This is a genomic window from Azospirillum sp. A29, from assembly GCF_042604625.1.
GTDB lineage: Bacteria > Pseudomonadota > Alphaproteobacteria > Azospirillales > Azospirillaceae > Azospirillum > Azospirillum palustre.
The window spans coordinates 112053-133368 of the sequence record NZ_CP170464.1; the positions used below are offsets into that span (position 1 = coordinate 112053).

Genomic DNA, 21316 nt, shown 5'->3' on the forward strand with positions numbered 1-21316 from the left:
AATTGTCGGATATGAAGTCGTAAATCCGAATTTTATTCTGCAAAAAGGGAGTTGCCGGAAACGTCCCCCCGGAAACAGAGCGGATGTTCTGATATTTTGCCGCAAAACCCGTTATTTGTGCGACATAAACGCACTAAATCAGAATTTTATATGGAAAAATGGTGTAAATACCAGATGGAAAGGATCCTGGAAAATCGGTTAGCCTGACAGGCGTTGGACCGGCCTCACCGACTGCCGGACACGGGCTTTTCGAAGCCGCCGCCCCAAGCCCCCCGACCAGAGCCACCCACGCGATGAACCAGATGATCGACCCGAGCGCCGCCTCCGCTTCCGAGCCGTCCCTCTCCAGCGGGGCCCTGACCACCGGGGGCGCCCCCTTCGCCGCCTTCGCCCCCGTCGTTCGTCCGGCCAGCCCGCTGCGTCAGGCGATCACCGCCGCCTACCGCCGGCCGGAACCGGACTGCGTGGCATGGTTGGTGGAGCAGGCGGCGCTGCCGGCGGAGGTCACGGCTGCGGCGGCCCAGACCGCGCGCACGCTGATCTCGGCCCTGCGCGCCAAGCCGCAGGGGCGCGGGGTGGAGGGGCTGATCCACGAATACAGCCTGTCGAGCCAGGAGGGCGTGGCGCTGATGTGTCTGGCGGAGGCGCTGCTGCGCATTCCCGACCGCGCCACCCGCGACGCGCTGATCCGCGACAAGATCGCCGGCGGCGACTGGCGCGCCCATCTCGGCAACAGCCCGTCGCTGTTCGTCAACGCCGCGACCTGGGGGCTGCTGGTCACCGGCAAGGTGACGGGCGTGCTGGGCACCGGCTTCGGCGGCGAGCAGGCGCTGTCGTCGGCGCTGACCAAGCTGATCCTGCGCGGCGGCGAGCCGCTGATCCGCCGCGGCGTCGATTTCGCCATGCGGATGATGGGCGAGCAGTTCGTCACCGGCCAGACCATCGACGAGGCGCTGTCCAACAGCCGCAAGATGGAGGCCGAGGGCTTCCGCTATTCCTACGACATGCTGGGCGAAGCGGCGACCACCGCCGCCGATGCCGACCGCTATTACGCCGACTACGAGACGGCCATCCACGCCATCGGCAAGGCGTCGGCCGGGCGCGGCATCTATGACGGCCCCGGCATCTCGATCAAGCTGTCGGCCCTGCACCCACGCTATTCGCGTGCCCAGGCCGACCGCGTGATGGCGGAGCTGCTGCCGCGCGTCACCGAACTGGCCCGGCTGGCCCGCAGCTACGACATCGGCCTCAACATCGACGCCGAGGAGGCCGACCGGCTGGAGCTGTCCCTCGACCTCTTGGAAGCGCTGTGCTTCGATCCGGATCTCAAGGGCTGGAACGGCATCGGCTTCGTCGTCCAGGCCTATGGCAAGCGCTGCCCCTTTGTCATCGACTTCGTCGTCGATCTGGCCCGGCGCAGCGGCCACCGGCTGATGGTGCGTCTGGTCAAGGGCGCCTATTGGGACAGCGAGATCAAGCGCGCCCAGGTCGACGGGCTGGAGGATTTCCCGGTCTACACCCGCAAGCTGCACACCGACGTGTCCTATGTCGCCTGCGCCCGCCGGCTGCTGGGCGCCCCCGACGCGGTGTTCCCGCAGTTCGCCACCCACAACGCCCAGACGCTGGCGACCATTTACCAGACGGCGGCGCACCTGAACGGCGAGTTCAAGGTCGGCCAGTATGAGTTCCAGTGCCTGCACGGCATGGGCGAGCCGCTCTACACGGAGGTCGTCGGTCCGTTGAAGCGGCCCTGCCGCATCTATGCCCCGGTCGGTACGCACGAGACGCTGTTGGCCTACCTGGTCCGCCGTCTGCTGGAGAACGGCGCCAACAGCTCCTTCGTCAACCGCATCGCCGACAAGAGCGTGTCCATCGACGATCTGGTCGCCGACCCGGTGGCGCTGGCCCGCGCCGCCCTGCCGGTGGGTGCCAAGAACCCGCTGATCTCCCTGCCGACCGATCTCTACGGCGCGGAGCGGGCGAACTCCGCCGGCCTCGACCTGTCGAACGAGACGGTCCTGGCCGACCTGTCCACAGCATTGCGCGACAGCGCCACCGTCGCCTGGACCGCCGCCCCGCTGCTGGCTGACGGCGAGCGCAACGGCGGAAATTCCGGGAAGGCCCAACCGGTGCTGAACCCGGCCGACCACCGCGACGTCGTCGGGCATTGCATCGAGGCCGGCCCCACCGACATCGCCGACGCCTTCCTGTTCGCCGAGGCTGCCGCTCCGGTCTGGGCGGCCACCCCGCCGGCCGAGCGCGCCGCCTGCCTGTTCCGCGCCGCCGACGCGATGCAGGCGCGCATGCCGACCCTGCTCGGCCTGATCATCCGCGAGGCCGGCAAGTCCACCGCCAACGCCATCGCCGAGGTGCGCGAGGCCATCGACTTCCTGCGCTATTACGGCGCCCGGGTTCGCGACGGCTTCGCCAACGACACCCACCTGCCGCTGGGGCCGGTGGTCTGCATTAGCCCGTGGAACTTCCCGCTCGCCATTTTCTCCGGTCAGGTCGCCGCGGCGCTCGCCGCCGGCAACCCGGTGCTGGCCAAGCCGGCGGAGGAGACCCCGCTGGTCGCGGCGGAGGCCGTGCGCATCCTGCACGCCGCCGGCGTTCCGGCCGGCGCGGTCCAGCTTCTGCCCGGTGCGGGCGAAGTCGGCGCCGCCCTGGTCGGTCATGCCGGCACCCGTGCTGTGATGTTCACCGGCTCCACCGAGGTGGCCCGCCTGATCCAGCGCCAGCTGGCCGAGCGCCTGTCGCCGCAAGGGACGCCGATCCCGCTGATCGCCGAGACCGGCGGCCAGAACGCCATGATCGTCGACAGCTCCGCTCTGGCGGAGCAGGTGGTCGGCGACGTCATCGCCTCGGCCTTCGACAGCGCCGGCCAACGTTGCTCGGCCCTGCGCATCCTCTGCCTGCAGGAGGATGTCGCCGACCGCACCCTGACCATGCTGAAGGGTGCGATGCGCGAGTTGCGCATCGGCAGCCCTGACCGGCTGGCTGTCGATGTCGGCCCGGTCATCACGGCGGAGGCGCGCGACGGCATCGCCCGCCACATCGAGGCGATGCGGGCCAAGGGCCGCCGGGTCGAGTCGCTGCCACTGCCGGCGGAGACCGCCGATGGCACCTTCGTCGCGCCGACCATCATCGAGATCGACGGCATCGCCGATCTGGAGCGCGAGGTGTTCGGCCCGGTCCTGCACGTCCTGCGTTTCCGCCGCGACGATCTGGACCGGCTGGTCGATGCCATCAACGGCACCGGCTATGGCCTGACCTTCGGCCTGCACACCCGCATCGACGCCACCATCGACCGGGTGACGAGCCGGATCGAGGCCGGCAACCTGTACGTCAACCGCAACACCATCGGCGCGGTGGTCGGCGTACAGCCCTTCGGCGGCCATGGCCTGTCCGGTACCGGCCCGAAGGCCGGCGGCCCGCTGTACCTGTCGCGCCTGCTGTCCGTACGTCCGTCTCTCGATGTCGGTGTGCGGGGTGACGACGCCGTACGTGCGCCGGCCCAGGCCTTTGCCGACTGGCTGGCCGACCAGGGCAAGGCGGAGATCGCCACCGGCGTCCGCGCGCTGGCGAAGCGCTCCCCCGTCGGCGGCAGCGTCGAGCTGGCCGGCCCGGTCGGCGAGAGCAACGTCTACAGCCTGATCCCGCGCGGCCGGATCCTGCTGCTGCCGCAGACCGAGGATGGGTTGTACCGCTTGGCCGGTGCCGCACTCGCCGCCGGCAACGAGGTGGTGGTCGATGGCGACGGCGCCGTCACCGCCAGCCTGAAGGGCCTGCCGGCGGAACTGGCATCCCGTGTCCGGGTGACCGCGAACTGGACCGGCTTCGGGCCACTGGCCGGTGCGCTGGTGGAGGGCGACTCGGCCCGCCTGCTGGCCGCCGGCCGCCGCATCGCCGAACTGCCCGGCCCCCTCGTCCTGACCCAGGGCGTTCCGGCCGGCGGCGCGGGCGTGGAGATCGCTTGGCTGATGAACGAGCGCTCGCTCAGCGTCAACACCACCGCGGCCGGCGGCAACGCGAGCCTCGTGGCGATGAGCTGACCGAAATCCCCCTCTCCCCCCTTGGGGAGAGGGTCGGGGTGAGGGGGATACACAGCGTGGCTCTGGTGGAAATCGGGACGTACGCGGACCTTGAAGATCCTCGCCGCGCGCCCCCCTCACCCTAACCCTCTCCCCAGGAGGGAGAGGGGATTTCGGCAAGAGCCCCGCGCATCCTCTCCGCCGTTTCGGCATCCGCCGGGAAGAACGCCTCTATCGCCAGTTCGGACAGGGTCACGTCCACCGCCGTCCCAAAGACGGTCGTGGTGCTGAACAGGTTCAGCAGCCCGAAGGACGTGTGCAGCCGCAGCGGCACAACCACGTCGGGATGATGCCCGGCTTCGCTGCCGCCCTCCGAATCGGAAGCCGGGGCCGGATAAGCTTGCAATTCACTGTGCAGGGCCACCAGAACCGGGTCGGCGCTTGCCTCGATCTGGCGGGTCAGGCGGGACAGCACATGCTCGCGCCACTGCGCCGGGTTGCCGATGCGGCCGGCCAGCCCGCCGGGATGCAGGCTGAGGCGCAGGACATTGACCGGCCCGGCCAGCAACTCCGCCGATACCCCCTCCAGCAGCGGCGCCACCGCCCGGTTCGCCGCCAGCAGCTGCCAATGCCGGTCCACCGCCAGAGCTGGAAAGGGCTCATGCCCGGTCAGCACCAGATCGACCGCCTTGCGCGCCGCCTGCATCGCCGGGCTGTCCAGGCTGTGTTCGCTGTAGACCGGCGCGAAGCCGGCGGCGACCAGCAGGGCGTTGCGCTCACGCAAGGGCACGTCCAGCCGTTCGGCCAGATGGATCAGCATGCCGCGGCTGGGCTGCGACCGCCCGGTCTCCAGGAAACTGACATGCCGGGTGGAGATATCCGCCTCGCAGGCGAGATCGAGCTGGCTGAGACCGCGGCGCTGGCGCCAGGACCGCAGCAGGGCGCCGACCGGTGGTGGGGACGGTGGCGCGGCCGGAGCCCTGCCGTTGCGCGCGTTGGTCTGCGAGGTGCCATGGGGCATGGGACTTGGCTCCGAACCGGGGTCGCCGCCTAGGGTTGCCGTCATCCGCGGGCGAAGGCCAGCAGTTCCGCGTTGAAACGGTCGCGGTGGGTGATGAACAGGCCGTGCGGCGCCCCATCGTAGAAGGACAGCCTGGCGTTCGGCATCAGCGCCACCGTGCGTTCGGCGAGCGACAGCGGCGTCGTCACGTCGCGGTCGCCATGCATGACAAGCGTCGGCACGGCGATGGCCGGCAACTCCTCCCTGAAATCGGCCGCGGTGATGGCGCGGTTGCACTCCAGCAGGGCCATCAGCGAGGATTGCAGGGCCATGCCCACGATCCAGCCCTTCATCTCAGTCGAGGTCTCGGCGTTCACGAAGGGGTCGATGTTGTCGCCGAGCCATTTCGGAAAGTCGCGCAGCAGCTGGTCCGTCCGGAAGGCTTCGAACAGCGCCGGATCGACGCCGTCGGGGTTATCGGCGGTCCGCGCCATCAGCGGCGTGATGGTCCCGACCATCACGAGCCCCGCCACCCGCCCGACACCGTGCCGGGTCAGGTAGCGGACGATCTCTCCCGTCGCCATCGAATGGCCGACCAGCGTCACCTCCCGCAAATCCAGCCCGTCGAGCACTACCGCGATGTCGTCCGCCAGCCGGTCGAAGCCGTAGCCGGAGGGCGATTCGTCCGACCGGCCATGGCCGCGGCGGTCGAAGGCGATGCAGCGGCATCCCTGTTCGGACAGCGGCGCCATCTGGTAGGCCCAGGCATCGGAGGTCAGCGACCAGCTCGACACGAAGACGATGGGACGGAGGCGATCCCGGCTGCCCTCGCTGTTGCCCCAGTCGCGATAGAACAGGCGCACGCCGTCGTCGGTTTCGATGAAGCCCATGATGTCCCTCCTCCCCCTGCTGTCCGCCGGATCGTCCCGGCGAACACAAGGTTGCCCGGCGGAGGGACCGGAATCGATTACATGGCAGGTAATGACGCACACGAACGTTCCTGCGGCAGGCGCATGCCTGCCATCACTGCCGCACTGCGGTACGTGGGTGCGCGATCCGGTTAAGGTCCTGCACCGTCCCGCTGCCGTTCGGATCCTCCATGCGCCTGATTTTCCTGCTCGGCCTTGCCGGCTTCGCCAGCGCCTTCTCCCTGCGCACCACCGATCCGATGCTGACGCTGATCGCCGACGATCTCGACGTGACGGTGCGGCAGGCGGCGCTGCTGGCCTCGGCCTACACGCTGCCCTATGCGCTGATGCAGATCGTGCTGGGGCCGGTGGGCGACGCCATCGGCAAGTCGCGGCTGGTCCGGCTGGCCCTGTCGGTGCTGACGGTCGGTCTGGTGCTGTCCACCATCGCGCCCACCTACGGCACGGTGATGGCTGGGCGCATCCTGGCCGGCGCCTTTGCCGGCGGCATCATCCCGGCCTCCATGGCACTGATCGGCGACCGGGTCCCCTATGAGGAGCGGCAGATCGCCATCAGCCGCTTCCTGCTGGCGGTGATCCTGGGGCAGATGTCGGGCTCCGCCGTGTCGGGCGCGCTGGCCGAGGCCTTCGGCTGGCGCGCGGTGTTCGGCCTGTCCGCCGGCCTGACCGCGCTGATTTGCGCCTCCGCCCTCATCGGGCTGGCGCGCGAGGTCGAGACCCGCTCGCCGCTGTCGGTGGCGGAGGCGCAACGGCGCTATGCCACCGTGCTGACCAACCCGGCCTCGCTCTTCGTCTTCGCCACGGTGGCGGCGGAAGGGCTGCTGATCTTCGGCGTCTTCCCCTTCGTGGCGCCGGTGCTGATCGAACATGGCGCGGCCGGCGCCTTCCAGGCCGGGCTGACCATCGCCGCCTTCGCCATCGGCGGCGTCGTCTACAGCGCCGTGGTGCGGCGCCTGATCGCCTCGCTCGGCCAATGGGGCATGATGAAGGCGGGCGGGCTGGCGGCGGGTCTAGCCTATCTGGTCATCGCCTTCCCGGTGCCCTGGCCGGTGGTCAGTCTCGCCTTCCTGGTCGCCGGTTTCGGCTTCTACATGCTGCACAACACCATGCAGACCCAGGCGACGGAACTGGCCCCCACCGCCCGCGGGTCGGCGCTGGCCCTGTTCGCGTCGAGCTTCTTCATCGGCCAGGGCATCGGCCCGGTGCTGTACGGCTATATCTCCACCCACACCGGCTTCGGGCCGCTGTTCCTCGGCGTCGGCGCGCTGACCGCCGGGCTGGGCTTTGCCTCGGCCCGGCTGATCCGGCGGCGGTGAAGGCGCGATTCGACTCAGCGGGCCAAAAGGATCTTGTATCCTTTTTCATGCATGCATTTGGTGAGGTAGCTGCCAAGCGAGACGACCGGAGTGCTGAGCTCGCAGTCGGCAAGGTCGCGGTTGTATTTGACGATGTCGACGCCTTCCATATCGACAATCGGAGCCTCGGCCTTGGTCACGCAGCCGGCGAGAATGGTCAAGGCAACTGGAGCGGACAGGGCAACCAGAACCAGGCGGGTCATGAAGTCTTTCTTCCTTATTCCGGAATTTCGATGCCAAGGGCGTCGCTACGGCAACTTACCCGATGCCTTAAATCAGAGCGCGATAAACGCGACGGTGCAAGAAGAAGTTGATTGCCCGCTTCCGCGAACCGCTCAGGGTTATAGCATTGCCCGTCATAGGCAGGATCGGATGTAAGGCCGGTTCGCTTCCCACAACTCTTCCAGTATGGCGGCGGCGGCGGTGCTGGAGGTGATGACGGGGTCGATCAGCAGGGCCTGCAACGCCAGTTTCTTCGACCCGTGCAGCGCCGCTTCCACCGACAGTTGCTGCACGCTGGCCTGGACCGACAGCAACTTGACGATGCCGTCGGGCAGCCGGCCGAGCGACACCGGGTGGACGCCCGCGGCGTCGGCCACCAGCGGCACCTCGACCGCCAGCTCGTCGGGCAGGCCGGGGATGACGCCGCGGTTGATGACGATGCCGCTTTCGATGAAGCGCTTCTGGTTGTGCAGTTGGCCGGCGATCACCGCCACCGCCCGCTCGCCCCAGGACGGCTTGGTCCAGTCGTCGGGGATCGGCCGGCTGCCGTCGATGACCCCGTCCATCAGGTCGCGCAGGATGACGCGGCCCTCTTCATCGTGGCGGAAGTCGAAGCCGTGCTCCCCGGCCTCCCAGCCATAGGGCAGGAATTCACCGGTGTGGTCGTCGCTGGGGGTGACCCACAAGCCGAAGGCGTGGAACAGGCGGCGCGCCAGCGGGGTGAAGGCCGGGTCGTGCGTCGCCTCCCGTTCGCGCAGCAGGGGATAGAGGTCGCGGCCCGTCGCCTTCTCGCGGATGGCGATCAGCCATTGGAAGTGGTTCAGCCCGGCGCCCCAGACATCGACCTCCTTCTCGGCCATGCCCAGGATCTGGCAGATGAACCAGCGCGCCAGGAAAATGCCGTGGCAGAGCCCCAGCGTCCGCACGCCGGTGCAGCGCGACAGCCCCAGCACGATGCGGCTTTCCGGGTTCGACAGATTGATGAACAGTGCGTCGGGGCAGATCGCCTCGACGTCGCGGGCGATGTCGACGATCAGCGGCAGGGTGCGGAGCGTGAAGAACAGTCCACCGGGACCGCCATTCTCGCCCAGCGTGTGGCGGATGCCGTGCTTCTTCGGCACCTCGAAATCGAGTTTCCACAGGCGGTTGCGGTCGATGGCGATGGCGCACAGCACGAAGCCGGCACCCTGGAGGGCGGCCTTGCGGTCGGTGCTCTTCTCGATGGTGAGGCCGGCGGTCCCGTGCCGGTTCAGCACCTCGGCCAGCGCCGCCATGCGGTCGAGAGCCTCCGGGTTGGTGTCGACCAGCGTCAGGGTGCTGCCGGACAGTTCGGTGGTGGAGAACAGATCCTGGAACAGGCTGAGCCCGAAGGCGGCGCTGCCGGCGCCGATGAAGACGATCTTCGTGGTGTTGGGTTTGTTGGTGTTGGGCATCTTGCGTTTCCTCCGTAAACGGAGCGGCTGGCCGCCGTCTTGGGGGATCAGGCTACGCCTTTCGGACAGAGCGGCACAGTGCCCGTTTGCAACCACCTGTGGCTGCGCCACCGCGTCGCGCCCTGACCGTCCGCATGCTTGCCCCATGGCGAAGCGGGCCGGGCTGGGGCATGCTTAGGAAAACGGACCGTCCCCGTGGGAGGATAAAGATGGACAGCTTCAGCCAGCCCGTGTCCCAGGCCGCCGACGCCAAGCCGCTGAGTTTCCCACCGGACTTCCGCTGGGGTGCATCGACCGCCGCCTACCAGATCGAAGGGGCGGTGACTGTCGACGGACGCGGGCCTTGCGTGTGGGACAGCTTCACCGCTGAAGGCCGTATCATGGACGGCAGCAGCGCCGCCGTCGCCTGCGACCATTATCACCGCTACCCGGAAGACATTGCGCTGATGAAGGCGGCGGGCTTCGACAGCTACCGCTTCTCCATCGCCTGGCCGCGCATCCTGCCGACGGGAACCGGGGCGGTGGAGACGCGCGGCCTCGACTTCTACGACCGGCTGGTCGACAGCCTGCTGGAGGCCGGCATCACGCCGATGGCTTGCCTCTATCATTGGGATCTGCCGCAGCCGCTGGAGGATGCCGGCGGCTGGCAGGGGCGGGAGATCGTCGGCCCCTTCGCCGAGTATGCCCGCATCGTCACCGCCCGGCTGGCCGACCGGGTCAAGACTTGGATGATGCTGAACGAGCCGAACGTGGTCGCCATCTTCGGCTATGGCGTGGGCGAGCACGCCCCCGGCCACTGGCTGGGCGAACAGGGCATCCTGCGTGCGCTGCACCACCAGAATCTGGCGCAGGGGGCGGCCTTGCGCGCCATCGCGGCGGAGCATTCGGGCCTGACGCTGGGCACCGTCCTCAACCTTCAGCCCAGCGTTCCCGACAGCGACCGGCCAGAGGATGTCGCAGCCGCCGCCCGCTGGGATGCGGTGTGGAACCGGGTGACGCTGGACGGGCTGATGCGCGGGCAGATTCCGGCGCTGCTGGCCGACAAAATGGCGGAGTTCGTACTGCCCGGCGACGAGGAGGCGATCCGCTATCCCATCGACCTGCTGGGCATCAACTACTACTCCCGCATGACGATGAAGCATGAGGAAGGGCGGCCCTTCGCTGTCGGCTGGGGCGAAGCGCAGTGCCGGCGCTGGACCGGCATGGCTTGGCCGGTGCAGCCGGAGGGGCTCTACGACCTGCTGAGCGAACTCCGCACCGATTACGGCAACCCCGCCGTCTTCATCGCGGAGAACGGCTGCGCCTATGACGACGTGGTGACGCCGGACGGCCAGATCCACGATGCCGAGCGGGTGCTTTACTACCGCGAGCATCTGGAATCGGTAGCGCAGGCGCTGGCCGACGGCTGCAACGTCAAAGGCTATCTGTGCTGGAGCCTGCTGGACAATTTCGAATGGGCCTTCGGCCTGTCGAAGCGCTTCGGCATCGTGCGGGTCGATTACGATACGCTGGAGCGCACGCCCAAGGACAGTTACCGCTTCCTCGCGGAGGTTGTCAGAACTGGACGGCTTTAACCCTTCTTTCGCCGCTGCCCCTGTACTTTCGGTCTGTCGCATCCTATTCGTTGGTTATACGGATGTTGAAGGATTGTGCGGAGGCCCGGAATGGGCGGGATGACCGAGGATACAGGCGGCGGCGCTGGCGCCGGCAAGGGAGCTGGCAAGGGCGGCGATGATTCCGGCGGCAAGGCTCCCGGCTTCGCCCGCCGCTTTTTGAGTCTGGCGGGCGGCTATTGGCACGGACGCTCGCGGATGACCGTGTGGGCGCTGACCGTGGCGCTGGTCGTGCTGACGGTCGGGCAGGTTTCGGTCCCCGTCCTGATCAACCTGTGGAGCGAGCGGCTGTTCGACGCGCTGGAACAGCGCTCCATGGACCGTTTCCTGACCATGATCGGTCTGGTCGGGCTGATCATCCTCTACAACATCGTCATCGTCGTGCTGCATCTGCGGGTGAAGCGCCGGTTGCAGATGGGCTGGCGCGACTGGCTGACCCGCAAGCTGCTGGAGGACTGGCTGCGCCGCGGCCGCCATCACCAGATCGCCTATATGCCGGGCGAGCACGACAACCCCGACGGCCGCATCGCCGAGGACATCCGCATCACCGCGGAGATGGCCATCGACCTCGGCCATTCGCTGACCTACTGTGCACTGCTGCTGGTCAGCTTCACCAACATCCTGTGGATGCTCTCCGGCACCCTGTCGGTCACGCTGCTGGGGATGGAGCTGGCGGTGCCGGGCCACCTGCTGTTCGTGGCGCTGCTCTATGCCGCGGTCGGCACCACCATCGCCATGCTGATCGGTCAGCCGCTGGTCAATGCGGTCAACCGGCGCCAGGGCTACGAGGCCGATTTCCGCTTCGCGCTGGCCCGCATCCGGGAGAACGGCCAGACCATCGCCCTGCTGCATGGCGAATCGGCGGAGCGCGGGCATCTCTCCGGCCTGTTCGGCGGGGTGGTGCGGGGCTGGAACGGCCAGACCCGGGCGCTCAGCCACATGATGGTGTTCAGCGCCAGCTATTCCGTGCTGTCCACCGCCTTTCCGGTTCTCGTCGCCGCCCCGCGCTACATCGCCGGCACCATCACGCTCGGCGTGCTGATGCAGACGGCGCAGGCCTTCCAGCAGACCGTCGGCGCCCTGTCCTGGCCCATCGACAATTTGCCGCGCGTCGCCGAATGGCGGGCGTCGGTGGAACGCGTGCTGAACCTGCACGACGCGCTGGTGCGGCTGGACCGCAATGTCTGCGAGGTGCCCGACGCTCACATCCAGCTGGTGCGCTCCGACGAGCACGACAGGCTGACCTTCCGCGGCGTCGCCATCGACGAGCCGAACGGCACGGCGGTCGTCCATCCCTTCGACCTGGAGGTGCGGCCGGGCGACCGCGTGCTGATCGGCGGCGACGCCACGGCGACCATTCGCCTGTTCCGCGCCGTGGCCGGCGTCTGGCCCTGGGGGCGCGGGCTGATCACCCTGCCGGCCCACACCCGCGTCTTCTTCATGCCCGAACGCCCCTATCTGCCCCATGCCAGCCTGCGCGCGGTGCTGGCCTATCCCGGTACGGCATCGTCGGTCGACGACGACAAGGCGGCCGGCGCGCTGGTCAGCGTCGGGCTGCCCGACCTCGTCGGCCGGCTGGACAGCATCGACCATTGGGACGAGGTGCTGTCGGTGCCCGAGCGCCAGCGGCTGGGCTTCGCCCGGCTGCTGATCCGCCGCCCCGACTGGATCTTCCTGGAGGACGCGACCGACAGCCTCGATCCGCCGGCGGAGGAGGAGCTTCTGTCGCTGATGGAGCGCGAACTGCCGCACGCCACCCTGCTGACCATCGGCCACCATGCCGGGCTGGCCGCCCACCACGGCCGCAAGCTGGTGCTGGAGCGCACCAACGGCGCCGTCACCCTGCGGGAGGAGGTGCCGCCGGTCCGGCCGATGGAGGAAAGCGCGGCCTGACCGGCCGTCTCCCGGAACCTTGGAACCCGTCCGAAAAGCTGCCACACTGCGCGGCGGTCACCGTTGGCACCCACAGAAGCAGCCGCCCCGCATTGCCATGGACATGAGCGTGAAGAAGACCGGCATCAACGCGGCATGGCGGGGGCTGGCGAACTGCCGGGGGTGCGGCATCCGGGATTCGGCGCTGTTCGCCGACCTGACGGAACCCGATTTCAACCTGATCCATCTGCCGATCGACGAGATGACGGTGGCGCCGGGGGCGGCGCTCTACCATGTCGGCGACGAGCCGGCGGCGCTCTACACCGTGCGCGGCGGGCTGGTGAAGCTGGTGCAGTATCTGCCCAACGGCAGCCAGCGCATCGTCCGGCTCCTGCGCACCGGCGACACCGCCGGGCTGGAGGCGGCGCTGGGCGAGCCCTACCGCCACACCGCCATCGCCATCCACCCGGTCCTGACCTGCCGCATCCCGCGCGCGGTGATCCAGCGCCTGTCGGAAGAGACGCAGCACCTGCACCAGCAGCTGATGCGCCGCTGGCACCAGGCGGTGGAGCGGGCCGACGCCTTTCTGGTCGAACTCGGCACCGGCAGCGCGCGGGCGCGGGTCGCCCGGCTGTTCCTGACCCTGGTGGACGACCGGGGCGAGTGCGACTTCTTCGGTCGGGAGGATGTCGGCGCTGTGCTGGGCATCACCACCGAGACTGCCAGCCGCGCCGTCGCCGAACTGAAGCGGCAGGGCCTGCTGGAGGAACTGCGGCCCAACCGCTTCCGCTGCGACGTGACCGCCCTGCGCGAGCTGGCGGACGGGCCGTAGCCCGGGTCCGTCGCACCCGAAGAGGGTGTTTTTGACGCAAAGCCCTTCTCCCTTTCCGGGGCGGTATCGGCCAAACGCCAACGGCGTTTTGCCGACGACCTTTCCCGGCTTTCCGGCGTCACGAAGACGCTGATGGAAGGCCTTGAGTGAACCGCCCCAGCACCACAGCCTCCATCCTTCCCTCCCCAGCCCTCTCCGCCAAAGAGAATCAGAGACACAGCAAACCCGCAAACTCATTTGTGTGAATGCTTTAGCCCTCCGGAGGAGAGGGGATCTTTGCGTCGGTCGGCGGGCTGATGATCAGCAGGGTGTCCTGCGGCTGGATGATGTAGCGGTTGCGCTCGGTGAAGGGAATGTCGCGGCCGTGGCTGTGGACCTGCACCACCATGCCGGCGGTGACCTCCGCCATGGTCAGGCCGACCTCGTCCGCTTCCGCCCGCCGTTCGCTGAGCACCATCTGCCCGCCGGCCGACATCAGGTCGCACAGGAAGGGGGTGGCGTAGCGCGTCTCCACCGCGTCGGCCATCAGGTAGCCGCCGATCTTGGGCGGCGACACCACCAGATCGGCGCCGCTGAGGTTGGCGAGCTTGATATTCTCCTCCTGCTTGATGTTCGCCACGATCTTGGTGGCGGCGGATAGGTGGCGTACGGTCAGGATCACCAGGATGGTGGTGTCGTCGCGCCCGGTGCTGACGATTACCGCCTTCGCCTTGCCGACGCAGGCGTTCTTCAGCGTCTCTTCGCTGGTGCCGTCGCCGAGCAGGCCGACGAAGCCGCAGTCGGCCGCCAGCTGGATGCGATCCTCGGACTCGTCGATGACGACGATGTGGTCGGCCGGATGGCCCTTCGAGACGGTCTCCTGCGCGGCGATGAAGCCGCTGTGTCCGAAGCCGCACAGCACGATGTGGCCCTGCAGCTGCTTCTGAATGCGGCTCAACCGGAATTCCTCCACGATCCTCTGCACCACCAGCTCATAGGCGGTGCCGAGAAAGATGAACCAGATGAAGATGCGGATCGGCGTGACGGCGAAGGCGTCGATCAGCCGGGCGGTGTGGCTGACCGGAACGATGTCGCCATAACCGACGGTGGTCACCGTGATCATGGCGAAGTAGAGGATGTCGGGAAAGCTGATGTGGCCGTCGATCTGGTCCTTCAGCCCGTCGCGGTCGAACCAGAACACTGCGATGACCAGGGTGATCAGGGCGGCGACGATGCCGACGCGCAGCAGCAGGGTCTTTTCCGCCGACAGGCCGGAGCGGACATGGAGAAGCCGCCCTTTGCGCAAGGATGGTTTGGTCCGCCGTCTGTCCTGAAGTCTCCGTTCCACCGCTTCCCGCATCCGCCGTCTGTCCGTACGGGGCTTGTCGAAAGCCCCGATTGTCTGAACGTATGAGACTGCCGTCCGGCTGCAAGGCTTGCGTTTTAGAGTGTGATCGGTTCAAGCGGAATCGCTTGAAGCGTGAATCACACGGAAACCCAAAAGCACCAGACTGATCCTAAAATTTGAAGACCGCCTCCATCCCGGCGAAGTGGATGGTCTTGGCCGGACCGCTGTCCTTCAGGAAAGGGCCGGGCCGGAATGCCGAGTAGGAGATCAGCCCCTCGAAGGAGCGGCCGGAGCTGTAGGACAGCACCAGTTCGCCCTGCGTGCCGACATAGCGCGCCTTCGATCCCGCACCGGAGCGCAGCAGCCCGCCGGTCAGGTCGTAGACGCCGTCGTCCAGGCTTTCGCGCCAGAAGGCGATGGCGGAGGCCGACAAGCTGAATGCGTCGGACAGGGCGAGGTCCAGCGACGGATGCAGGTTCATCAGGTTGAACGGGCCGATGGGTGTCAGCTCGCCGAAATATTTCGCGCGCGGGAACAGCGGGTTGAAGGTCTCCAGCCGGTCGTCGCGGGGGTTGCTGTCGCCGCTGGCGATGTTGGCCTTCAAGCCGAGCCGGGGTTGCAGCGGCAGGTCCGTGAAGCGATAGCCGCTGTCAGTGGCGAGCGACCAAGCCCGGATCGACCCGCTGCCGAAACGGCCGAACTGGCCCATCGCTTCCCAGTTCCAGTCCCAGCCGTCGGCCTTGCCGAAGCTGCGCAGCCCGACGGTGTGACGCAGTTCGTTCGCCCTGCCGGCGTCGAAGCTGGCGCGGCGGTTGCGATAGCCGATGTAATAGGCATCGAGCCCGGCGCTGCCGCCCCACCCGAAATCCACTGGACGGGTGGCGTAGAGCGCCCAGGCGGAGCGCCTGGCGTCGCGGCCGTCGTCAAACAGCTCCGGCGTCGGCTGGATCGGACGGCCGTAGAAGGCGTCGACCCGCCAGGGGCCGGCGGTGACGATCCCCTTCACCGCGTCAAAGGCGCGTGGGACATTGGCGCCGTAGCGGATGGAGATCAGCCGCTCCGAACCGTAGGCCAGCATCTGGCGGCCGACGCGCAGCGTGCCCTGGGCCTCGCCCAGCGGGGCGTTCAGGTCGGCGAAGCCCTGCATCAGGTCGATGCGGTCGGAATCGGGCGGCGCCAGCGGGTCCAGCTTGCCCACCGCGTCGGCCATGATCAGCTGGCCGAACAGGCGCAGGCTCGCCCCCATACGCAGGTCGGCGTAGGGCAGGGCGCGCCACAGCCCATAGGCGTCGTTGCGCGGCTCGTCCTGGCCCCAGCCGCTGTTGCGGATCGCCTCGCCGCGAAGGCGCAGCTCCAGCCCGGTGGAGAGCGAGGTGAAGCCGTCCGGCGTGACCGGGATGGCCTTGAACCGCTCCCAATAGGCACCGGTCCCCGCCCCCGATGGGAGCAGGTAACGGTAATCCTCGTCATAGCGGGTGTTGGTCAGCGGTGGCGGATCGGCTGCATAGGCCGGACCGGTCCACAGCAAAAGGGCGACCGCCGCCGCGCGAAGGCGGGCCGTCATGGGGCATCTCCGTGATGGCGCTGGACTGCACCGATCCTATGGGGATGCCCGGCCGGGTGATTGCTCCATCCGAACCGCTTTTGACGGTTCTGCGCACCCGCTTCCCGGCCCGAGCGGATTTGGCAGGGAGGGCGCCTGGGCCCTCCCTCGCCGCAGCAGTTACTTGCTGTAGTCGTAGAAGCCGCGGCCGGTCTTGCGGCCGAGATAGCCGGCATCGACCATCTCCTTCAGCAGCGGGGCCGGGCGGTACTTCGGATCGTTGAAGCCTTCATAGAAGACCTCCATCACCGACAGCATGGTGTCGAGACCGATCAGGTCGGCCAGCGCCAACGGGCCGATCGGGTGGTTGCAGCCCGCCTTCATGCCGGCGTCGATGTCCTCGGCGGTGGCGATGCCTTCCTGAAGCGCGAAGATCGCCTCGTTGATCATCGGGCAGAGGATGCGGTTGACGGCAAAGCCGGGGCTGTTCTTTGCGGTGATCGGCGACTTGCCGACGCGCTTGGCGAAGGCCATCGCCTTGGCGTGGGTGTCGTCGCTGGTCTGGATGCCGCGGATGATCTCCAAGAGTGCCATCAGCGGCACCGGGTTGAAGAAGTGCAGGCCGATGAAGCGGTCCGGACGGTCGGTGGCCGTCGCCAGCTTGGTGATGGAGATCGATGAGGTGTTGGTGGCGACCAGCGCTTCCGGCTTCAGGGTGGCGCAGAGATCCTTCAGGATCTTGACCTTGAGGTCTTCATTCTCGGTCGCGGCCTCGATCACCAGATCGCAAGCTGCCAGCTTCGACTTGTCGGTGGTGGCGGTGATGCGCGCGACGGCGGCCTCGCGGTCGGCGGCGGTCATCTTCTCCTTCTTGACCAGACGGTCCAGGCTGCCGCCGACGGTCGACAGGCCGCGCTGCACCGCCTCTTCGGAGATGTCGGTCATGACCACCGTCAGGCCGGCGACGGCGCAGACCTGGGCGATGCCGTTGCCCATCTGTCCGGCGCCGATGACGCCGATGGTCTCGATTCCCATGCTCTCGGCCATGTTTCTTGTCCCTATCGTTGAGCGCGTGCGTTGGTTCGCAGATGCAGCATCTTCTACACGCATTTTCGTTGCGCTGCGATGACTTGTCGTAAGGGGCAACGGCGGCTTTCACCCGGCGCGGCGACCTGCCGCAGGGACGGGTGTCGGCGGAAATCCGCCTGCCCGTGCAACGCCATCGGCGGCTTTCCGCCGATGTGGGCCATGGCACCGAAGGCCGGCTCCAGGCTTTTCAACTGTTTGCGCGGCGAACTGACAATGGCACGCCCCTTGCTCTCTTCCAGGCCAACCGCGGCGACGGGTCGCGGATCAAGCCCCATGGGAGAGACACGATGCTCCGGAAGATTCTGCTCGCCGCCACCGCCTTCGCTGCCGCAGCACTCGCCGCCCAGGGCGCCTCGGCCGCCGATCTGGTCCGACTCGGCAACCTGAAATTCGCCCATTACGGCGCGGTGTCCTACATGAAGGAGATCGCCGGCAAGTACGACCTGAAGATCGAGGAGCGGGTTTTCCCCAAGGGCATCGACATCCTGCCGGCCATCGTCGCCGGCGAGATCGACGTCGCCGCCAGTGCGGTGGACGCGGCCATCGCCGGCCGGGCGTCGGGCGTGCCGATCTATGCGGTGGCCGGCTTCGCCAAGGGCGGGGCGCGCATCGTCGCCAAGCCGGATGCCGGCATCAAGACCGTTGCCGACCTGAAGGGCAAGAAGGTCGCCACCCCGCGCGGCGGCGCGCAGGAGCTGATCCTGCTGGCCGAGCTGGCGAAGCACGGCCTCAGCTGGTCGGATCGTTCCGGCAAGGACGTGCAGATCGTCTACATGGCCTACGCCGACATGAATCAGGCCCTGCTGGCCGGCAGCATCGATGCCATGTCGCAGTCCGAGCCGCAGTCGAGCCAGGCCATCAACAAGGGCTTCGGCGTCGAGGTGGTGAAGCCCTACGACACCGAACTGGGCGAGCCGGTGCGCTCGCTGGTCATCACCGAGGACTTCTACAAGAAGAAGCCCGACGTCGCCCAGCGTCTGGTCAACTGCTTCGTCGAAGCGACGGCGACCTTCATCGCCAACCCCGATCTGGCCGAGAAATATGTCCGCGAACAGATGTTCAAGGGCCAGATCTCCAGCCAGGACTTCAGGGACGCGATCGGCAACTCGCCCTATAGCTACGACCTGTCGGTCCATCACGTCCAGGTCACGACCGACATGATGCAGAAGTTCGGCGTCGGCCGCATGGACAACCCGCCGAAGGCCGCCGACTGGGTCAAGCTGGATTTGCTGGAAAAGGCGAAGTCCACCAAGGCCGCCGCGAATGACGCCGGCGCCGGCACCGTGAAGGCGAACTGAGCCCCACCCAGCGGAAGGAGGACGTTCCATGTCCCAAGCCAAGCCCCGTTTTTCGCCCGCGGTCCTGCTGCGCGGCTCCCTGGTGCCGGTCCTGGTGATCGCGCTGTGGCAGATCCTGTCCACGTCCGGCCTGATCAACCCGGTGGTGCTGCCGTCGCCGGTGCAGGTGGTCGTGCGCTGGTGGGCCTATCTGCTGCCGACCGAGGCCTACGATCCGGCGCAGTCCAGCTGGATCCTCTGGGCGCTGTCGGGCGAGATGCTGTTCGACGCCTGGTCCAGCCTGTACCGCGTGGTGCTGGGCTTCGCCGTCGGCGCCGGGCTGGCGCTTCCGCTGGGTCTCGCCATGGGCGGCAACCCGCGCATCTACGCGCTGTTCGACCCGCTGATGCAGGTGCTGCGGCCGATCCCGCCCATCGCCTACATCCCGCTGGCGATCCTGTGGTTCGGGCTGGGCAACGCGCCGGCGGTGTTCCTGATCGCCATCGGCGCCTTCTTCCCGGTGCTGATGAACACCATTGCCGGGGTGCGTCATGTCGACGGGATCTATCTGCGCGCCGCCCGCAACCTGGGTGCCGGCAAGCTGACCATGTTCGTCCGCGTCATCCTGCCGGCCGCCACCCCCTACATCCTGGCCGGCGCCCGGATCGGCATCGGCACCGCCTTCATCGTCGTGATCGTGTCGGAGATGATCGCCGTCAATTCCGGCCTCGGCTTCCGCATCCTGGAAGCGCGCGAGTTCATGTGGTCCGACAAGATCATTGCCGGGATGTTCACCATCGGCCTGCTGGGCCTCGCCATCGACATCGGCATGAACCGCCTGAACAACCACCTGCTGCGCTGGCACCGCGGGCTTGAGAATTGATGGGGAGGGGATGGAGATGACGCCCATGCTGAAGACCGTTTCCGACATCATGCCCGTTGCCGACACGGCGCCTGTGCAGATCCAGGTGCGCGGGGTGGAGAAGACCTTCGCCGTCGGGGCGCAGAAGATCGTCGCCTTGCAGAACATCGACCTCGACATCCGCAAGGGCGAGTTCGTCTGCCTGCTCGGCCCGTCGGGCTGCGGCAAGTCCACGCTGCTGAACGCGGTCGCCGGGTTCCAGCCGCCGACGACGGGGACCGTCACCGTCGATGGCCGCATCATCACCGAGCCCGGTCCCGATCGCGGCATGGTGTTCCAGGAATATGCTTTGTTCCCCTGGATGACGGTGGCGCAGAACGTCGCCTTCGGCCTGGAGATCAAGGGGATGTCCAAGGCGGAGATCGCCGAGCGGGTGGAATGGCTGCTGCAGAAGCTGCATCTGCACGACTTCCGCAACCGCTTTCCGAAGGATCTGTCGGGCGGCATGCGCCAGCGCGTCGCCATCGCCCGCGTGCTGGCGCTCGACAGCCCGATCCTGCTGATGGATGAGCCGTTCGGCGCGCTCGACGCCCTGACCCGCCGCACGCTTCAGGACGAGCTGCTGCGCATCTGGGAGGAGGTCGGCAAGACCATCCTGTTCGTCACCCATTCCATTGAGGAGAGCATCTATCTGGCTGACCGCATCATCGTGATGACCTACCGGCCGGGCACCATCAAGCGCGACGTCGCCGTCGACATGCCGCGCCCGCGCGACGGCTCCGCCCCGGAGTTCAACCGCCTGAAGCGCGAGCTGTCGCAGATGGTGATGGAGGAGCAGCAACGCTTCAGTCAGGACGAAATCCGCTCCGTCACCGCCGATTGACGAGCGACGGACAGAACGGCAAAGGAAGGGTGCCCCGATACGGGCGCCCTTTCTCGTGTCAGAGCTTCGCCGCCTCTTCGCTCATGCGCTGACGCAGCCAGCCATGCGAGGGGGAGCCGCTGTTGCGGCGGTGCCAGATCATCGAGACCTCGTAGTCGCCGATGTCGAAGGGCAGCGGGCTGGTGGCAAGGCCCAGCGCGTCGGCGCACAGCCGGGCCAGCCGGGCGGGCAGCGAGGTCAGCATCGGCGCCCGCGTCAGGATCATCGGGATCGCCAGGAACTGCGTGGTCGAGGCGGCGACCCGCCGCCGGGTGCCGAGCGCCGCCAGCTCGTCGTCGATGAAGCTGGTCAGCCCGCCGCGCAGCGACGGCATCAGATGCGGATAGCGGGTGTAGTCCTCCAGGCCGATCGGCGGGGTGACCGGGACGAGGGCCGGGTTGAACAGGCAGACATGGGTTTCATGGTACAGCACCTGCCGGTCGTGCCAGCGCCGCGTCTCCGGAAGATAGCCGATGGCGAGGTCCAGCGTGCCATCGTCCAGCGCGTTCAGCATGGCGTCGGGGTCGAGGCTGAGCAGGGAGACCGAGACGCGCAGGTCGCCCTCCGCCGCGTCGCGCAGGATGCCGGTCAGCAGCACCGCCTGCATCGAATCGGGGGTGGAGATGGTGAAGCTCCGCTCCTCCCGGAGGGGGTCGAAATCCTCCGCCGCCGACAGGGCACGGGCGGCGCCGACCAGCAGGTCGCGCAGGGGTTCGGCCAGACGCTGGGCGCGCGGCGTCGGTTCCATCCGGTTGCCGGTGCGCACGAACAGCGGATCGCCCACCAGCGCGCGCAGCCGGCCCAGCGCGTGGCTGACCGCCGACTGGCTGACGCCCAGCGCCTCGGCCGCACGGGAAACGTTGCGGGTTTCCAGCAGCGCGTCGAACACCTTGATCAGGTTGAGGTCGAGCGCCGGGTTATGAATTGCTTTCATGACGATATGAACCAAAGCATCCTAGTTCATTGTGCACTGGACGGTGTATTCTGTCTAGCCAGCGCTGATCCAACA

At 67.7% G+C, this 21316-nt stretch carries 17 protein-coding genes; 8 read left to right on the forward strand and 9 right to left on the reverse strand.

What is annotated here, in order from left to right:
• The first annotated feature begins 293 nt into the window (after nucleotides 1-293).
• Nucleotides 294-4052, forward strand: a complete 3759-nt coding sequence (putA, locus tag ABNQ38_RS12645) for a trifunctional transcriptional regulator/proline dehydrogenase/L-glutamate gamma-semialdehyde dehydrogenase (RefSeq protein ID WP_377807722.1) — start codon at nucleotides 294-296, stop codon at nucleotides 4050-4052.
• A gap of 121 nt (nucleotides 4053-4173) precedes the next feature.
• Here putA and ABNQ38_RS12650 read toward each other — a convergent pair whose 3' ends face one another.
• Both ABNQ38_RS12650 and ABNQ38_RS12655 read right to left on the reverse strand, forming a co-directional pair.
• Entirely contained in the window at nucleotides 4174-5052 is an 879-nt protein-coding gene (locus tag ABNQ38_RS12650; protein ID WP_377807723.1) for a helix-turn-helix domain-containing protein, read from the reverse strand.
• Nucleotides 5053-5093: 41 nt separating this feature from the next.
• A complete protein-coding gene (locus ABNQ38_RS12655) occupies nucleotides 5094-5921 on the reverse strand; it encodes an alpha/beta fold hydrolase (RefSeq protein ID WP_377807724.1) in 828 nt (275 codons plus the stop codon).
• A gap of 209 nt (nucleotides 5922-6130) precedes the next feature.
• Between ABNQ38_RS12655 and ABNQ38_RS12660 the strand changes: the two genes are divergently transcribed.
• Entirely contained in the window at nucleotides 6131-7276 is a 1146-nt protein-coding gene (locus tag ABNQ38_RS12660) for an MFS transporter (protein WP_174471164.1), read from the forward strand.
• A 14-nt stretch (nucleotides 7277-7290) separates the two neighbouring features.
• Here the strand turns inward: ABNQ38_RS12660 and ABNQ38_RS12665 are convergent, their stop codons facing one another.
• Nucleotides 7291-7518: a hypothetical protein gene (locus ABNQ38_RS12665; RefSeq protein ID WP_377807725.1), complete on the reverse strand. Its 228-nt coding sequence runs from the start codon at nucleotides 7516-7518 to the stop codon at nucleotides 7291-7293.
• 153 nt (nucleotides 7519-7671) lie between these two features.
• Entirely contained in the window at nucleotides 7672-8970 is a 1299-nt protein-coding gene (locus ABNQ38_RS12670) for an alpha-glucosidase/alpha-galactosidase (protein ID WP_377807726.1), read from the reverse strand.
• Nucleotides 8971-9179: 209 nt separating this feature from the next.
• On the opposite strand from ABNQ38_RS12670, the gene ABNQ38_RS12675 reads away from it, so the two are divergent.
• The 3 genes from ABNQ38_RS12675 (at nucleotide 9180) to ABNQ38_RS12685 (ending at nucleotide 13287) form a co-directional block, all read left to right on the forward strand.
• On the forward strand, nucleotides 9180-10544 hold the full coding sequence (locus tag ABNQ38_RS12675) for a GH1 family beta-glucosidase (RefSeq protein WP_377807727.1): 1365 nt from the start codon (nucleotides 9180-9182) through the stop codon (nucleotides 10542-10544).
• A 99-nt stretch (nucleotides 10545-10643) separates the two neighbouring features.
• Entirely contained in the window at nucleotides 10644-12476 is a 1833-nt protein-coding gene (locus tag ABNQ38_RS12680; RefSeq protein ID WP_377807728.1) for an ABC transporter ATP-binding protein/permease, read from the forward strand.
• A 97-nt stretch (nucleotides 12477-12573) separates the two neighbouring features.
• On the forward strand, nucleotides 12574-13287 hold the full coding sequence (locus tag ABNQ38_RS12685) for a Crp/Fnr family transcriptional regulator (protein ID WP_377807729.1): 714 nt from the start codon (nucleotides 12574-12576) through the stop codon (nucleotides 13285-13287).
• A 250-nt stretch (nucleotides 13288-13537) separates the two neighbouring features.
• On the opposite strand, the gene ABNQ38_RS12690 is transcribed toward ABNQ38_RS12685, so the two are convergent.
• From ABNQ38_RS12690 to ABNQ38_RS12705, 4 genes are all read right to left on the reverse strand, one after another.
• Nucleotides 13538-14572, reverse strand: coding sequence for a potassium channel family protein (locus tag ABNQ38_RS12690; RefSeq protein WP_377807730.1), 1035 nt, complete (start codon nucleotides 14570-14572; stop codon nucleotides 13538-13540).
• A 211-nt stretch (nucleotides 14573-14783) separates the two neighbouring features.
• A complete protein-coding gene (locus ABNQ38_RS12695; RefSeq protein ID WP_377807731.1) occupies nucleotides 14784-16178 on the reverse strand; it encodes an alginate export family protein in 1395 nt (464 codons plus the stop codon).
• Nucleotides 16179-16337: 159 nt separating this feature from the next.
• Entirely contained in the window at nucleotides 16338-17204 is an 867-nt protein-coding gene (locus ABNQ38_RS12700) for a 3-hydroxybutyryl-CoA dehydrogenase (RefSeq protein ID WP_199235306.1), read from the reverse strand.
• A gap of 53 nt (nucleotides 17205-17257) precedes the next feature.
• Entirely contained in the window at nucleotides 17258-17521 is a 264-nt protein-coding gene (locus ABNQ38_RS12705; protein ID WP_377807732.1) for a hypothetical protein, read from the reverse strand.
• 12 nt (nucleotides 17522-17533) lie between these two features.
• Here ABNQ38_RS12705 and ABNQ38_RS12710 point away from each other — a divergent pair, with 12 nt between their 5' ends.
• Genes ABNQ38_RS12710 through ABNQ38_RS12720 form a run of 3 tightly spaced genes read left to right on the forward strand, consistent with a single transcriptional unit; the run spans nucleotide 17534 to nucleotide 20268 of the window.
• Nucleotides 17534-18544, forward strand: a complete 1011-nt coding sequence (locus ABNQ38_RS12710; RefSeq protein WP_377807733.1) for an ABC transporter substrate-binding protein — start codon at nucleotides 17534-17536, stop codon at nucleotides 18542-18544.
• 28 nt (nucleotides 18545-18572) lie between these two features.
• Nucleotides 18573-19406 carry an ABC transporter permease gene (locus ABNQ38_RS12715; RefSeq protein ID WP_377807734.1) on the forward strand — a complete coding sequence of 278 codons (834 nt, stop codon included), beginning with the start codon at nucleotides 18573-18575 and terminating at the stop codon, nucleotides 19404-19406.
• 25 nt (nucleotides 19407-19431) lie between these two features.
• A complete protein-coding gene (locus tag ABNQ38_RS12720; RefSeq protein ID WP_377807735.1) occupies nucleotides 19432-20268 on the forward strand; it encodes an ABC transporter ATP-binding protein in 837 nt (278 codons plus the stop codon).
• Nucleotides 20269-20326: 58 nt separating this feature from the next.
• Here ABNQ38_RS12720 and ABNQ38_RS12725 read toward each other — a convergent pair whose 3' ends face one another.
• Nucleotides 20327-21241: a LysR family transcriptional regulator gene (locus tag ABNQ38_RS12725; RefSeq protein ID WP_377807736.1), complete on the reverse strand. Its 915-nt coding sequence runs from the start codon at nucleotides 21239-21241 to the stop codon at nucleotides 20327-20329.
• Nucleotides 21242-21316: the final 75 nt, after the last annotated feature.